12 protein-coding genes are annotated in these 13,434 nt (G+C 77.2%); 8 read left to right on the top strand and 4 right to left on the bottom strand.

Annotated elements, in window-relative coordinates; all coding sequences use genetic code 11:
* Nucleotides 1-92: 92 nt before the first annotated feature.
* From V1J52_RS02900 to V1J52_RS02890, 3 genes are all read left to right on the top strand, one after another.
* On the top strand, nucleotides 93-1,934 hold the full coding sequence (locus V1J52_RS02900; protein WP_330137921.1) for a carbamoyltransferase family protein: 1,842 nt from the start codon (nucleotides 93-95) through the stop codon (nucleotides 1,932-1,934).
* Nucleotides 1,912-2,067, top strand: a complete 156-nt coding sequence (locus V1J52_RS02895) for a hypothetical protein (RefSeq protein WP_330137920.1) — start codon at nucleotides 1,912-1,914, stop codon at nucleotides 2,065-2,067. Before V1J52_RS02900 ends, V1J52_RS02895 begins: the two co-directional genes overlap by 23 nt.
* Before the next feature lie 176 nt (nucleotides 2,068-2,243).
* A complete protein-coding gene (locus V1J52_RS02890) occupies nucleotides 2,244-4,796 on the top strand; it encodes an ATP-dependent Clp protease ATP-binding subunit (RefSeq protein WP_330137919.1) in 2,553 nt (850 codons plus the stop codon).
* Nucleotides 4,797-4,863: 67 nt separating this feature from the next.
* Here V1J52_RS02890 and V1J52_RS02885 read toward each other — a convergent pair whose 3' ends face one another.
* Both V1J52_RS02885 and V1J52_RS02880 read right to left on the bottom strand, forming a co-directional pair.
* The gene (locus tag V1J52_RS02885) at nucleotides 4,864-5,046 is read right to left on the bottom strand and encodes a hypothetical protein (protein ID WP_330137918.1); all 183 of its coding nucleotides are present in this window, start codon (nucleotides 5,044-5,046) and stop codon (nucleotides 4,864-4,866) included.
* 78 nt (nucleotides 5,047-5,124) lie between these two features.
* Entirely contained in the window at nucleotides 5,125-5,346 is a 222-nt protein-coding gene (locus V1J52_RS02880; RefSeq protein WP_330137917.1) for a DUF5133 domain-containing protein, read from the bottom strand.
* A gap of 196 nt (nucleotides 5,347-5,542) precedes the next feature.
* On the opposite strand from V1J52_RS02880, the gene V1J52_RS02875 reads away from it, so the two are divergent.
* Nucleotides 5,543-6,550 carry a Ppx/GppA family phosphatase gene (locus tag V1J52_RS02875; protein ID WP_330137916.1) on the top strand — a complete coding sequence of 336 codons (1,008 nt, stop codon included), beginning with the start codon at nucleotides 5,543-5,545 and terminating at the stop codon, nucleotides 6,548-6,550.
* Between the two features lie 10 nt (nucleotides 6,551-6,560).
* Here V1J52_RS02875 and V1J52_RS02870 read toward each other — a convergent pair whose 3' ends face one another.
* Together V1J52_RS02870 and V1J52_RS02865 are read right to left on the bottom strand one after the other, a co-directional pair.
* On the bottom strand, nucleotides 6,561-7,667 hold the full coding sequence (locus tag V1J52_RS02870; RefSeq protein ID WP_330137915.1) for a SagB/ThcOx family dehydrogenase: 1,107 nt from the start codon (nucleotides 7,665-7,667) through the stop codon (nucleotides 6,561-6,563).
* Between the two features lie 415 nt (nucleotides 7,668-8,082).
* Complete coding sequence (locus V1J52_RS02865; protein ID WP_330137914.1) at nucleotides 8,083-9,027, bottom strand: MerR family transcriptional regulator; 945 nt, start codon at nucleotides 9,025-9,027, stop codon at nucleotides 8,083-8,085.
* Between the two features lie 158 nt (nucleotides 9,028-9,185).
* Between V1J52_RS02865 and V1J52_RS02860 the strand changes: the two genes are divergently transcribed.
* From V1J52_RS02860 to V1J52_RS02845, 4 genes are all read left to right on the top strand, one after another.
* The gene (locus V1J52_RS02860) at nucleotides 9,186-9,422 is read left to right on the top strand and encodes a hypothetical protein (RefSeq protein ID WP_330137913.1); all 237 of its coding nucleotides are present in this window, start codon (nucleotides 9,186-9,188) and stop codon (nucleotides 9,420-9,422) included.
* A gap of 188 nt (nucleotides 9,423-9,610) precedes the next feature.
* Nucleotides 9,611-10,912: a polyprenyl synthetase family protein gene (locus V1J52_RS02855; RefSeq protein WP_330137912.1), complete on the top strand. Its 1,302-nt coding sequence runs from the start codon at nucleotides 9,611-9,613 to the stop codon at nucleotides 10,910-10,912.
* Complete coding sequence (gene crtI / locus V1J52_RS02850) at nucleotides 10,909-12,447, top strand: phytoene desaturase family protein (protein ID WP_330137911.1); 1,539 nt, start codon at nucleotides 10,909-10,911, stop codon at nucleotides 12,445-12,447. The genes V1J52_RS02855 and crtI overlap by 4 nt, the downstream gene beginning before the upstream one ends.
* Nucleotides 12,444-13,427 carry a phytoene/squalene synthase family protein gene (locus V1J52_RS02845; protein WP_330137910.1) on the top strand — a complete coding sequence of 328 codons (984 nt, stop codon included), beginning with the start codon at nucleotides 12,444-12,446 and terminating at the stop codon, nucleotides 13,425-13,427. The genes crtI and V1J52_RS02845 overlap by 4 nt, the downstream gene beginning before the upstream one ends.
* Nucleotides 13,428-13,434 lie beyond the last annotated feature (7 nt).

Below are 13,434 nucleotides of genomic sequence, written 5' to 3'. Positions count from 1 at the left end.
CCCGAGGACGACGCGTCCGTCTACCCGCTGTTCTGACGCCTGTTCTGACGCCTGTTCTGACACCGCGTGGGCCCGGAAGGAGCACACGGCCGATGCCCAGGGAACTCATCCTCGGCCTGTCCGCGTACTACCACGACAGCGCCGCCGCCCTCGTGGCGGACGGGACGCCGCTGGCCGCGGCCCAGGAGGAGCGCTTCACCCGCCGCCGCCACGACCCCGGCTTCCCGCTGCGGGCCGCCGAGTCCTGCCTGTGCACCGCCGGGGTGACGCTGGCCGACGTCGCCGCCGTCGCCTACCACGAGGACCCGGCGCTGAAGTTCCGCCGCGTCCTGGCCACCTGGCTGGCCACCGCTCCCCGCGGTTACCCCGCCTTCCGGGAGGCCGCCCCGCAGTGGCTCGCCTGGAAGCGCGACGCCACCGGGGACGTGCGCCGCCGGCTCGCCGCGCTGGCGGGCGGCGGCGTGGTGCCGCCCGTCCTGGCCGGGCGGCACCACGCCTCGCACGCGGCGTCCGCGTTCCACCCGAGCCCCTTCGCGTCGGCGGCGGTGCTGTGCGTCGACGGGGTCGGCGAGTGGGCGACGACCAGCATGTGGCACGGGCGGGGCACCCGGCTGAGCCCGCTGGGCGAACTGCGCTTCCCGCACTCGCTCGGACTGCTGTACTCGGCGTTCACCTACTTCTGCGGCTTCCGGGTGGACTCCGGCGAGTACAAGCTGATGGGGCTGGCGCCCTACGGCACGCCCCGCTACGCCCCGCTGATCCGCGAGCGGCTCATCGACGTGCGCCCGGACGGCTCCTTCCGGCTGGACCTGCGCCACTTCGCGTTCCAGTACGGCCGGGTGATGACCGGGCGCGGCTTCGAGGAACTGTTCGGCGGGCCGCGCCGCGAACCGGAGGGGCCGCTGACCGAGCGGGAGGCCGATCTGGCCGCCTCCGTGCAGCAGGTCACCGAGGAGGTCGTGCTGCGGCTGGCCGCGACGGTGGTCGCGCGCACCGGGGAGCGGCGGCTGTGCCTGGCGGGCGGGGTCGCGCTCAACTGCGTGGCCAACGGCCGGATCGTCGCGGAGGGCGTGTGCGACGAGCTGTGGGTGCAGCCCGCGGCCGGTGACGCGGGCGGCGCCCTGGGGGCGGCCCTGGCCGAGTCGCACCGGCGCGGCGCGCCGCGTCCGCACCTCTCCCGGGGCACCGACGCGATGGCGGGGGCGCTGCTGGGGCCGGCGTACCCGGCCGCACGGATCGCGGAGTTCCTCCGGCGCCGGGAGCTGCCGTACGTGCGGCTGCCCGAGCGGGAGCTGGCCCGGCGGGTGGCGGCGGAGCTGGCCGCGGGGCGGATCGTCGGGTGGTTCCAGGGGCGCATGGAGTTCGGTCCCCGGGCGCTGGGGGCCCGCTCGATCCTCGCCGACCCGCGCGACCCCGGCACGCAGTCCACGCTGAACCTGAAGACGAAGTTCCGCGAGTCCTTCCGGCCGTTCGCGCCCGCCGTGCTCAGCGAGGAGGCGGCCGACTGGTTCGACCTCGGCCAGGAGAGCCCGTACATGCTGATGACCGCGCCCGTCACCGCCGCGCAGCGCCGCGAGGACCCCGGCGCCGCCGGGCTGCGCGGGCCCGGCCTGCTGCGGGCAGGCCGGTCCACCGTCCCCGCCGTCACCCACGTCGACCACTCCGCGCGGGTGCAGACGGTCGGTCCGCACGCCCACCCGGCGTTCCGGCGGCTGCTGACCGCCTTCCGGGACCTGACCGGCTGCCCGGTGCTGGTGAACACCTCGTTCAACGTCCGGGGCGAACCCATCGTGAACACGCCCGAGGAGGCTTACACGTGCTTCATGCGCACCCGCATCGACCTGCTGGTCCTCGGCGACTTCCTGCTGCGCAAGGAGGCCCAGCCCCCGTGGCCGGAGGAGGACGACTGGCGTGAGGGGATCCCGGTGGACTGACGCCGCCCTGCGGCCCGTCCTGGCCGCCGTCTACTTCCTGGTGCTCACCCCCGCCGGGGTGTGCCTGCGGCTGGTCCGCGATCCGCTGCGGCGCGCCTGGGACCGCTCCGCGGACAGCTACTGGTCGCGCTGACCCGCCCGCCGTCCCCGCCGCCCGCCGGGTGCCGTCCGCCACCCGGTGGCCGCCCGGCGCGGCGGGCGGCCGCCGAAGGTGTAACCCCCGCGCCCCCGGGCACCCGCGCCGGTGCGACACCACGCCCACCAGCGCAGGAGCGTTCCCGCCCGGCGGGGACGCCGGATCGGAGGGTCATGAGCAGCGGGTTCATGGGTCCGGGCGGCTACGGCGGCCAGGACCCGTTCGGAGAGTTCCTCGCACGCTTCCTCGGCGGCGCCCAGGGCGCCGGGCAGCGACGCGGCCCGCGGCAGGTCGACGTCAGCCGGCTGATGAGCGAACCCGCCCGGCAGCTCGTGGCGACGGCGGCCTCCTACGCCGCCGAGCACGGCAGCGGCGACCTGGAGACCGAGCACCTGCTGCGCGCCGCGCTGGCCGTGGAGCCCACCCGGAGCCTGGTGGCGCGGGCCGGGGCCGACCCCGACGCCCTGGGCGAGGAGATCGACCGGCGCGCCGAGGCGCGGCACGGCGCAGACGACGGACCGTCCAGGGGCCCGCTGGCGGTCACGCCCGCCGTCAAGCGGGCACTGCTGGAGGCGCACGAGCACGCCCGCGCCACCGGCGCCTCCTACATCGGTCCCGAGCACGTGCTGCGGGCGCTGGCGGCCAACCCGGACTCGGCCGCCGGGCACATCCTGCACACCGCCCGCTTCGACTCCCCCCAGGTGCCGCACGGCGCCCCCGGCCAGCCCGCCCCCGGCACCGAGCAGCGCCCGGGCCGGGCGCACCACACGCCGACGCTGGACAAGTTCGGCCGCGACCTGACCGACATCGCCCGGCAGGGCCGCGTCGACCCGGTGATCGGCCGTGAGGAGGAGATCGAGCAGACCGTCGAGGTGCTCTCCCGCCGGGGCAAGAACAACCCGGTCCTCATCGGGGACGCCGGGGTCGGCAAGACCGCCGTCGTCGAGGGGCTCGCCCAGCGCATCGCCGACGGTGACGTGCCCGACACGCTGGCCGACCGCCGGGTCGTCGCCCTGGACCTGTCCGGGGTGGTCGCCGGAACGCGCTACCGGGGCGACTTCGAGGAGCGGATGACGGGCATCATCGAGGAGATCCGCGCGCACTCGGAGGAGCTGGTCGTCTTCATCGACGAGCTGCACACCGTCGTCGGCGCCGGCGGCGGCCCGGAGGGCGGGTCGATGGACGCGGGCGACCTGCTCAAGCCCGCCCTGGCCCGCGGTGAGCTGCACGTCATCGGCGCGACGACGCTGGAGGAGTACCGCCGCCACATCGAGAAGGACGCGGCCCTCGCCCGCCGCTTCCAGCCGGTCCTGGTGCCCGAGCCCTCGGCGGCGGACGCGGTGGAGATCCTGCGCGGGCTGCGCGACCGCTACGAGGCGCACCACCAGGTCCGCTACACCGACGGGGCGCTGCTCGCCGCCGTGGAACTGTCCGACCGCTACCTGACCGACCGGTTCCTGCCGGACAAGGCCATCGACCTGATGGACCAGGCCGGGGCCCGGGTGCAGCTGCGGGCCCGGACCAAGGGCACGGACGTGCGCGCCCTGGAGCGCGAGGCCGAGCAGGCGGCGCGGGACAAGGACCAGGCGGTGGCCGCCGAGCAGTACGAGCGGGCCACGCGGCTGCGCGACCGCGTCACCGAGCTGCGGGAGAGGATCGAGGCGGCCGGGCGGGAGCGGCAGGACGGCGACGGGCGGATCGTCGAGGTGACCGCCGAGGACATCGCCGAGGTCGTCTCCCGGCAGACCGGCATTCCGGTCAGCAGCCTCACCCAGGAGGAGAAGGACCGCCTGCTGGGCCTGGAGGAGCACCTGCGGCAGCGCGTCGTCGGGCAGGATGAGGCCGTCACCGCAGTGGCCGACGCCGTGCTGCGGTCCCGGGCGGGACTGGCGAGCCCGGACCGGCCGATCGGCAGTTTCCTCTTCCTCGGCCCGACCGGCGTCGGCAAGACGGAGCTGGCGCGGGCGCTGGCGGAGGCGCTGTTCGGCAGCGAGGAGCGCATGGTGCGCCTGGACATGAGCGAGTACCAGGAGCGGCACACCGTCAGCCGGCTCGTGGGCGCTCCCCCGGGCTACGTCGGCCACGAGGAGGCCGGGCAGCTCACCGAGACGGTGCGGCGGCACCCGTACGCGCTGCTGCTGCTGGACGAGGTGGAGAAGGCCCACCCGGACGTCTTCAACCTCCTGCTGCAGGTGCTGGACGACGGACGGCTCACCGACTCCCAGGGCCGCACGGTCGACTTCACCAACACGGTCATCGTGATGACGAGCAACCTCGGCTCGGAGGCGATCACGGGGCGCGGCGCGACGCTGGGCTTCGGCCCCGGCGGCGTGGAGGCCGACGAGGAGGCCCGGCGGGAACAGGTGCTGCGCCCGCTGCGCCAGCACTTCCGTCCGGAGTTCCTGAACCGCGTCGACGAGGTCGTCATCTTCCGGCGGCTCGCCGACGAGGAGCTGCGGACCATCACCGACCTGCTGCTGGAGGACACCCGGCGCCGGGTGCACGCGCGGGACGTGACGATCGAGTTCGCGCCGGAGGCCGTGGACTGGCTCGCCCGGCGCGGGCACCAGCCCGAGTACGGGGCGCGTCCGCTGCGCCGCACCATCCAGCGGGAGGTGGACAACCGGCTCTCCCGGATGCTGCTCGACGGCGAGCTGTCCGAGGGCGGCCGGGTGCGGGTGGAGGCCGGCGACGGCGGGCTCGAGTTCCACACCACCGCGCGCTAGGCGGGAAGCGGCGCGGGCCGCGGCGGCCGAAGCCGCCGCGGCCCGCGCCGCTTCCCGTGCGTCCCGCTCACTCGGCGGACGGCCGTCTGCCGCGGTCACCGCCGGGGGCGTACAGCGCGCTGAAGTCCATGGCCTCCCGCACGTCCCGCTGGGCCTGCTCGGCCACCCGGCGGGCGGCCGCCGCCACGTCACCGTGCTCCTGCACGAGCGCGTCGTAGATCGGCGCGTCGGATGTGTTCGCGGCGGTCATCGTTGGGTTCCTTCCGGTTTCGGACATGAACAGGACCGCCCGCACCGGGCGGACGGCCGGGACCGGCTCTGACGCCGGTCAGACGCCGAGGACCGGGTCGTCCTCGGAGCGGGCCCCGGGCAGCCGGTGGCGGGCGGCGACGGGGGCGGCGTCCGCGTCGCCGGCACCGGCCGGGACGCACAGCGGGGACGTCGGATCGTCCGTCCGCTGCCGCGCCCGGGCGTTCCCGGCCCGCGGCGCCCGGAGCGCCTCGTACTGCCGCACGGGGTTCCCCGGCACCACGGAGTGCGCCATCAGCACGGTGATCTCCTTCCGCCACGGCGGCCACGTCGGGGCCGGTGAGGTCCGGCCGTCGTCTACCCGGCACCCAACCTCTCATGCTCCCCGATTCTTCCCCCAGGCGTGCCGGTATACGGACGCCCACGTCCCGGCCACCGGGGCCGGCCGGAGGCCGCCTGGCGCATGCGGCGGGGCGTTTCGGGGTACACGGGCAGCCATGCGTCTGGGTGTGGTGGATGTCGGTTCGAACACGGTTCGGCTCGTGGTGGCGGACGGGGACGGTGCCGCCCCGTTGCCCGTGCACACCGCCAAGCGGCGGCTGCGGCTGGCCGAGCAGGTCGACGCGGGCGGCAGGCTCGGCGACGCGGCCGTGGAGCAGGTGGTGGACGCGGTCGCCGCCGCCGTCGCCGAGGCCCGGCGCTGGGGCTGCGGCGAGCCGTTCGCCTTCGCCACCGCGATCGTGCGGGACGCTCCGAACCGGGACGAGGTGCTGGAGACGGTGCGCTCGGCCACCGGCACGGAACTGCACGTCATGTCGGGCCAGAAGGAGGCGGAGCTGACGTTCCTCGCCGTGCGCCGGTGGATGGGCTGGCAGGCGGGACCGATGGTGCTGCTCGACATCGGCGGCGGCTCGCTGGAGGTGGCGGTCGGACGCAGCCGGATGCCCGACTTCGCGGCCTCGCTGCCGCTGGGCGCCGGACGCCTGACCCGCGAGTACCTGGACGGCGACGGGGTCACCGATCCCGACGCGGTCCGGGAGCTGCGCCGCCGGGTGCGGCACGACCTGCGGGACGTCGCCACCCGGGTGCGGTGGGAGGCGCCGCGCACGGCCGCCGCCACCTCCCGGACGTTCCAGCAGCTCGCCCGGCTGTGCGGGGCGGCGCCCGGCCGTGAGGGGCCCTTCGTCGAGCGGAGGCTGGTCCGCGCCGACCTGCGGCACGCGATGGCGGAGCTGGCGGCCCTGCCGCCCGCCGACCGCGCGCGGCTGCCGGGCATCTCCCCGCCCCGCGCCGGGCAGTCGCTGGCCGGTGCCGTGGTCGCCCACACCGCGATGAAGCTCATGGGCATCGACGCCGTCACCGTCTCGCCGTGGGCGCTGCGGGAGGGCGTGCTGCTCCGGCAGCTGGAGGAGCCGTCCGCCTCCCCGGTGGGGGACGCCGGTTCCGGCGGGGAGCGGCCCGCGGCCGCGGCCCCGCTGCGGCTGACCGCCGCACGGGGCGGCTGAGCCGGGCGGTTCAGCCGCTGAGCGGGGTGGCGCGGAAGGTCTCCGCCCGGGCGGACGGCGGTGCCTGGGGCTGGGCGGGGTCCGGATGGCCCGCCGCGAGGACGTACAGCGGGGTGTGGGCCGTGTTGTCCACCCCGCAGCGCGCGGCGACGGGCGAGTCGTGGAACGCGCCGGTCTGGGCGGGGCCGAGGCCCAGCGCGGTCGCGGTGAGCGCGAAGGTCTGGCCCAGGTGCCCGGCGTCGAGCAGGCAGACGCGGTAACTGCGGGGAGTGGCGTACTTCACCCCCATCCGGGGCAGCGCGGCCACCAGGACGACGAGGAACGCGGCGGCGCCCGCCCAGCCCTGGTCGGCGCACAGGTGGGCCGCCTCCCCGGGCGTCAGGCCCTCCGAGCGCAGTTCCAGGCTGTGTTCGAGGACGTTGTAGTGGTACGTGCCGGGGGCCGCGCCCTCGACGTTGAGCACCCCCACGTAGGCGTCGATCTCCTGGCGCGCGCCGCCGGCCGGGCTGGTGCGCCGGTACAGCGCGCCGTTGCCGCAGTCGATGAAGTCCGCCGGACCGAAGACGGTCGCCAGGAGCGTCGCCAGCGTGGCCAGCGCAACGGGTTCGGGGCGGAAGTCGCGGCAGGTGCGCCGCCGGTGGAGCACCTCGCCGTAGGGGGTCCGCAGCCCGGCGGGCGGGCGCGGGAGCAGCAGGCGCTCGGCCTGCGGGTAGGACGTGAACAGCGGGGGCAGTTCCTGCGTGGGCGGCGTCTGTCCGGCCGCCGGGTCGTCGCCGGGGTAGAGCACGTCCTGGGTGGCGTAGTGGTAGAAGGACGCCTCGGGCGCCCAGGGGCCCCACTGCCGGGCGAGGGCGTCGTCGTGTGCGGCCTCGGTGCTGCCCTCCTCCAGCAGGAGTCCGCTGCCGCGCAGCGCGCGGACGGCGTTCCCGACGGTCCGGGGGGTGAGCGTGCCGAGGGTTTGGGCGGCCTCGGCCGGTTCCGTCCACTCCTCGAAGGCGGACAGGATCTCCGCCGCCGCCGGGTGCAGGGCGGTGGGGGCGCCGTGCGGGTAGGCGTGGGCGACGAACGAGCCGGCGTGCCAGTAGCACGCCAGACAGCGGGCACGGCGTAGGCGCATCTCACGGCTCCAGCGGGGGTTCGGCGGCGGGAGGGGGCCGAAGGCGACGGCGGCCGGGACCCCGGACTGCCCCGGCCGCCTGCCGGTCGGTGCGTACACGCGGCACCGGCTCAGTTGTGGTGCCAGTGCCACCGCCAGAAGGCGGCTCGCCGGTCCTCGCGGACGAGGACGGTGGTGTGGAGAGCGATCTCGCGCATGCTGGTCACCTCCTTCCGCTGACGTGGGCGGACGCTGGGGACGTCACCCAGTGAGCCAGGGGCCGCAGCCCAGGACAAGCCGAAGACGGCTAAACCACACGCGCGGTGAGGGTCGAGGCAGGCGACCACGGGCCCGTGCGCGTCGCGGACGCCGCGGCGTGCGCGGCGGACGGCGGCTGTTCCGCGCCCGCTGTCCGCCCCCGCCCCGGCACGGGGCCTCAGCGCGCGGGCGCGGCGGCGACGCGGGGCACCAGCGCGTCCAGCGCCCCCGCGAGGTCGGTCAGGAGCGCGGCGGAACCGGCCGGGAGCGCGGCGGGCGGCCAGCCGGGGCCGGCCGGGTGGACCGGCGCGCCCGTCACCGCGAGCGCGGCGCGCAGCCAGTCCGCGTCGGCCGCCTCTCGGGCACGTGCCCACAGGACCACCGCCCGGGGCCGGGCCCGGGCGAGGGCGTCGGCCAGCGGACGCGCGGGCAGGTCTCCGGCCAGCAGCGCGGGCTGCCCCTCCTCGGCCAGGGCGGCGGCCAGCGCCGCCATCGGCAGGGCGTGGTGCTCGGCGGGCGCGGTGGCCAGCAGGACGGGCGGGCCGGTGGCGTCCGTGCTGCGGTGGGCGTGCCGGCGCAGGGCGGTTTCGACGATGCCGCTGGTCACGTGCTCGACCTCGACGCCGCGACCGGTGCGTTCCCAGTGCTCGCCGATGGCGACCAGGGCCGGGGCGAACACCGCCGTCCACGCCTTCGCGGCGCCGAGCCGGGCGAGGGCGTCGGCGGCCAGGGCGTGCACGGCGTCGGCGTCGAGCGCGTGCATGGCCGCGGTCAGCCGGCCGGCGGTGGCCTGCGGCGCGTCCGCCGGGCGGGGGGCCGCGGGCGGCCCCGGGGCACCCACCGCGTCCGCCGCCTCGGCGGCGGGCACGCCCCGGCGGACCAGCTCGCGCATGTGCTCCAGCCGGGCCAGGTCACGTGGTGAGTAGCGGCGGTGCCCGCCGTTGGTGCGCGCGCTCGGTGCCAGGCCGTAGCGGCGCTCCCAGGCGCGCAGGGTCGCGGTGCTCGTGCCCAGGCGCTCGGCGACCACGCCGACCGGGTACGGCCCGTGCGCCTCCCCCTGCGGCTCCCGCGCCTCCCGCGGCTCAGGCGGCGGGGAGTCGGCGGGACGGCGTGCGGCGGGCATGCGGCCATGTTCCGCCCCCGCGGTGCCGGGCCGCAAGCCGCCGGAGCCGGGGGTTGTACAAGTTGTGTACAGGTTCGTTTGGCTTCGGCGCACGCGGGCACCTGCTGTGCGGCAGCCGGTTGCGGCGGCCTCAGCGACATGGAGAGGACGAGATCCGCGTGATCGTCAAGAAGCTGCACGACGCCGGAGTCCGCAGTGAGCACGCCTACCTCGGGGCCTTCGCTTCGATCGGCGGAGCGTTCCTCGCCTGGGTGACCTCCAACAAGGCGGAACACGCGGGCCTGGACCGGGCGGACCGGTGGGGGATCTTCGTCGGCGAGTGGGCCCCCACGTTCTTCGCGCTGGGCCTGGCCCTGGCCCAGTACGAGCAGCGTGAGGACACCGTGCCGTCCTGACCCCGGCCGCGCGGACGCGGGCCCGGGGCGGCTGCCGGACGGCCACCGCGCGCCCGCGACGCCGCGACGCGCGGTGCCACGGTTCGTCCGCGTACCGCACCTGACCTGGAAAACTCACCCTGCCCGCCGCCCGTGCGCCCCCGGGCGCGCACGCGGGCACCTCGACCCCGCGCCGGGAAGGAGCCGCGATGCGGCACCAGGCCACCGACCTCGCCATCGCCCCGCACACCCCGCCGCCCGGCGCCGCGCCACCGGGGGCCGTCCCCGCCCGGCCGGGGACGGCCCCGGGCCGCGATGGGCCGGAGGAGGACGGCCGGGCGGCACCGCCCGGGGCCGACGCGGACGTCGCCGCCGCCGTCGACGCGGTGCTCGGCGGCCACCTCGCCCGGCGTCTGGAGCAGGCGGAGCAGATCAGCGAACGGTTCGCGGCCGATGTCGCCGACTGCGTCGTCACCCTGGTGCGGCGCGGCGGGAAGCGGCTGCGCCCAGCCTTCCTGTGGTGGGGCTGGCGGGCCGCCGGCGGCGCCCCGGAGGGCGCCGGCGCCGGGGCGGTCCTGCGCGCGGCGGCGGCCCTGGAGCTGATCCAGGCGTGCGCCCTCGTCCATGACGACCTCATGGACGGCTCCCCGCTGCGGCGCGGCGCGCCCGCCGCGCACGTCGCCCTCGCGCACCGGCACCGCGCCGCGCGGCTGCACGGCGACGCCGAGGCGTTCGGGGCCTCCGCCGCCCTCCTCGCCGGTGACCTCGCGCTGGTCTGGGCGGAGGACCTGTGGGACGCGGCCCTGCCCACGGAGGCGGCCCGGCGCCGGACCCGTCCCGTCTGGCGGGCCATGCGCACCGAGATGGTGGCCGGCCAGTACCTCGACCTGCACGGCCAGGCGGCCCGCGCCCGCTCCCGGGACGCGGCGCTGCACGTGGCGCACCTCAAGAGCGGCCTCTACACCGTCGAGCGCCCCCTGCACCTGGGCGCGGCCCTCGCGGACGCCCCCGCGGCGACCACCGCGGCGCTGCGGCGCGCCGGACGGCGCACGGGAGTGGCGTTCCAGCTCCGCGACGACCTGCTGGGGGTCTTCGGCGACCCGGCCCGCACCGGCAAGCCCGCGGGCGAGGACGTCCGGGCGGGCAAGCCCACCTACCTGATGGCCGTCGGCCTGGCCCGCGCCCGCGCCCGGGGCGAGCGGGCCGCCGAGGAGCGGCTCACGGCCGCGCTCGGCGACCGGGCGCTCGGCGCCGCCGGACTGGACCGCGTGCGGGAGCTGCTGACCGGCCTGGGCGCGCGGGAGGCGGTCGAGCGGCACATCGCCGAGCTGACCGGCTCGGCGCTGGCCGCGCTGGACGAGGCGGACCTCGACCCGGGAGCGGCCCGGCGGCTGGCCGCGCTGGTGCGCGGTGTCCTGGCCGGGTCCGAGCCCGCCGGGCGGGGCACGGCACACGCCCCGGGGGTGGCGGGCGCGACGGACACCGCGCGGGCCGCAGCGGGGCCGGTGTGAAGCGGCTGCGCACGACGGGCGACCACGTCGTCGTGGTGGGGGCGGGCCTGTCCGGACTGTCCGCCGCCCTGTACCTGCTGGGGGCCGGGCGCTCGGTGACGCTCGTGGAGCGCGGCGCGGGCCCCGGCGGCCGGGCCGGGCGCGAGGAGCTGGCCGGATACCGCATCGACACCGGCCCGACGGTGCTCACCATGCCGGACCTCGTCGACGACGCGCTGGCCGCGGTCGGTGATCGGCTGGCCGACCGGGTGGAGCTGCTCGCGCTGCGCCCGGCCTACCACGCCCGGTTCGCCGACGGCACGGCCCTCGACGTCCACACCGACCCGGACGCCATGGAGGCCGAGGTGCGCCGCTTCGCCGGCCCCGCCGACGCCGAGGGCTACCGGCGGCTGCGGCACTGGCTGGAACGCGTCTACCGGGTGCAGATGCGCACGTTCATCGACGCCAACTTCGACTCGCCGCTCGGCCTGCTGGGCGCCGACCTGGCCCGGCTGGCCGCGCTCGGCGGCTTCGGCACCTGGCACCGGCGCGTCGCCCGCTTCCTGGACGACGAGCGGCTGCGCCGCGTCTTCTCCTTCCAGTCGCTGTACGCCGGGGTGGCGCCGACCCGCGCGCTGGCCGCGTACGCCGTCATCGCCTACATGGACACCGTCGCCGGGGTGTGGTTCCCGCGCGGCGGCATGCACGCCGTGCCCCGCGCGATGGCCGACGCCGCGGCGCGGGCCGGCGCCGTGTTCCGCTACGGCAGCGAGGTGACGGAGCTGGAGCGCTCCCCCGGCGGCCGGGCGGCGGCCGTCCGCACCGCCGACGGCGCCCGCATCCCCTGCGACGCGGTGGTGCTCACCTGCGACCTGCCCGTGGCCCACCGGCTGCTGGGCGGCCCGCCGCGCCGCCCCGTCCCGCTGCGCTACGCGCCCTCGGCGGTGGTGCTGCACGCGGGCGGGGACCACACGGCGCCGGAGCTGGGCCACCACACGCTGTCCTTCGGCGCCGCGTGGGAGCACACCTTCCGCCAGCTCACCCGGACGGGCGAGCTGATGAGCGACCCGTCGCTGCTCATCACCCGGCCCACCGCGACCGACCCCTCACTGGCCCCGCCGGGACGGCACCTGACGTACGTCCTGGCGCCCTGCCCCAACCTCGACACCGGTCCGCACGACTGGACGCGCCTGGCGCCCCGCTACCGCGACGAGCTGGTCGCCGAGCTGGAGCGGCGCGGCCTGTCCGGCTTCGGCGCGGGGATCGAGGCCGAACGGCTGGTCACCCCGGCGGACTGGGCCCGCCAGGGGCACGCCGCCGGCACGCCCTTCTCGGCCGCGCACACCTTCGCCCAGACCGGGCCGTTCCGGCCGCGGAACCTGCCGCGCGGGTGGGACAACGTCGTCCTCGCCGGGTGCGGGACCACACCGGGCGTCGGAGTGCCGACCGTGGTGATCTCCGGCAAGCTCGCCGCGGCCCGCGTCACCGGCCGCCACGACCGCGTGCCGCGCCGCCGCGGGGGCGTGCCCGCCGCCGTCCCGGAGGCGGCGGCGTGAGCGCCCGGGAACTGGACGCGGCCGGGGTGGCCGGCCCGGCGCTGCGGGCGGCCTACGCCCGGTGCCGGCGGCTCAACGCCCGCAACGGCAAGACCTACTTCCTGGCCACCCGGCTGCTGACGCCCCGCCAGCGGCCCGCCGTGCACGCGCTGTACGGCTTCGCGCGGTTCGCCGACGACATCGTCGACGACCTCGCGGCGCTCCCCGACCCCCGGCTGCGGGCCCGGGCGCTGGCGGAGCTGGACGGGACGCTGCGGGCGGCCCTGCGCACCGGCCGCAGCGGCCACCCCGTCCTCGCGGCACTGGCCGACACGGTGCGGCGCTACCGCATCGACCCGGGCCACTTCACCGACTTCATGCGCTCCATGAGCATGGACCTGCACGTCACCGGCTACGCCACGTTCGCGGACCTGCACACCTACATGCACGGGTCGGCCGCCGTGATCGGCCTCCAGGTGCTGCCCGTGCTGGACACGGTCGTGCCCCGGGCCGAGGCCGCGCCGCACGCGGCGTCCCTCGGCGTCGCCTTCCAGCTCACCAACTTCCTGCGCGACGTCGGCGAGGACCTGGACCGCGACCGCGTCTACCTGCCGCAGGACCGGCTGGCCGCCCACGGCGTCGACCGCGACCTGCTGCTGTGGTGCCGGCGCACCGGGCACACCGACGTCCGGGTGCGGGCCGCGCTCAGGGAGCTGATCGGCACCACGCGCGGCATCTACCGGCACGCCGCCGCGGGCATCCCCATGCTGCACCCCGTCTCCCGTCCGTGCGTGCGGACGGCGTTCATCCTCTACCACGCGATCCTGAGCCGCATCGAGGCCGCCGACTGCGCGGTCATCCACCGGCGCACCGTCGTCCCGCGCCGGCACCGGGCGGGCGTCGCGCTCGGCGGGCTGGCCGGTATCGCCGCCTCCCGGGCGCGCGGCGCCCTCACCGCGGACCAGCCCCGCGCGGGCCGGACGGAAGGAGCCCTGTCGTGAAACGGCC

The organism is Streptomyces solitudinis (genome assembly GCF_036323765.1).
Lineage (GTDB): Bacteria > Actinomycetota > Actinomycetes > Streptomycetales > Streptomycetaceae > Streptomyces.
The sequence above is the reverse complement of the archived record's forward strand: the minus strand, read 5'-3'. Positions and strand labels throughout refer to the sequence as shown.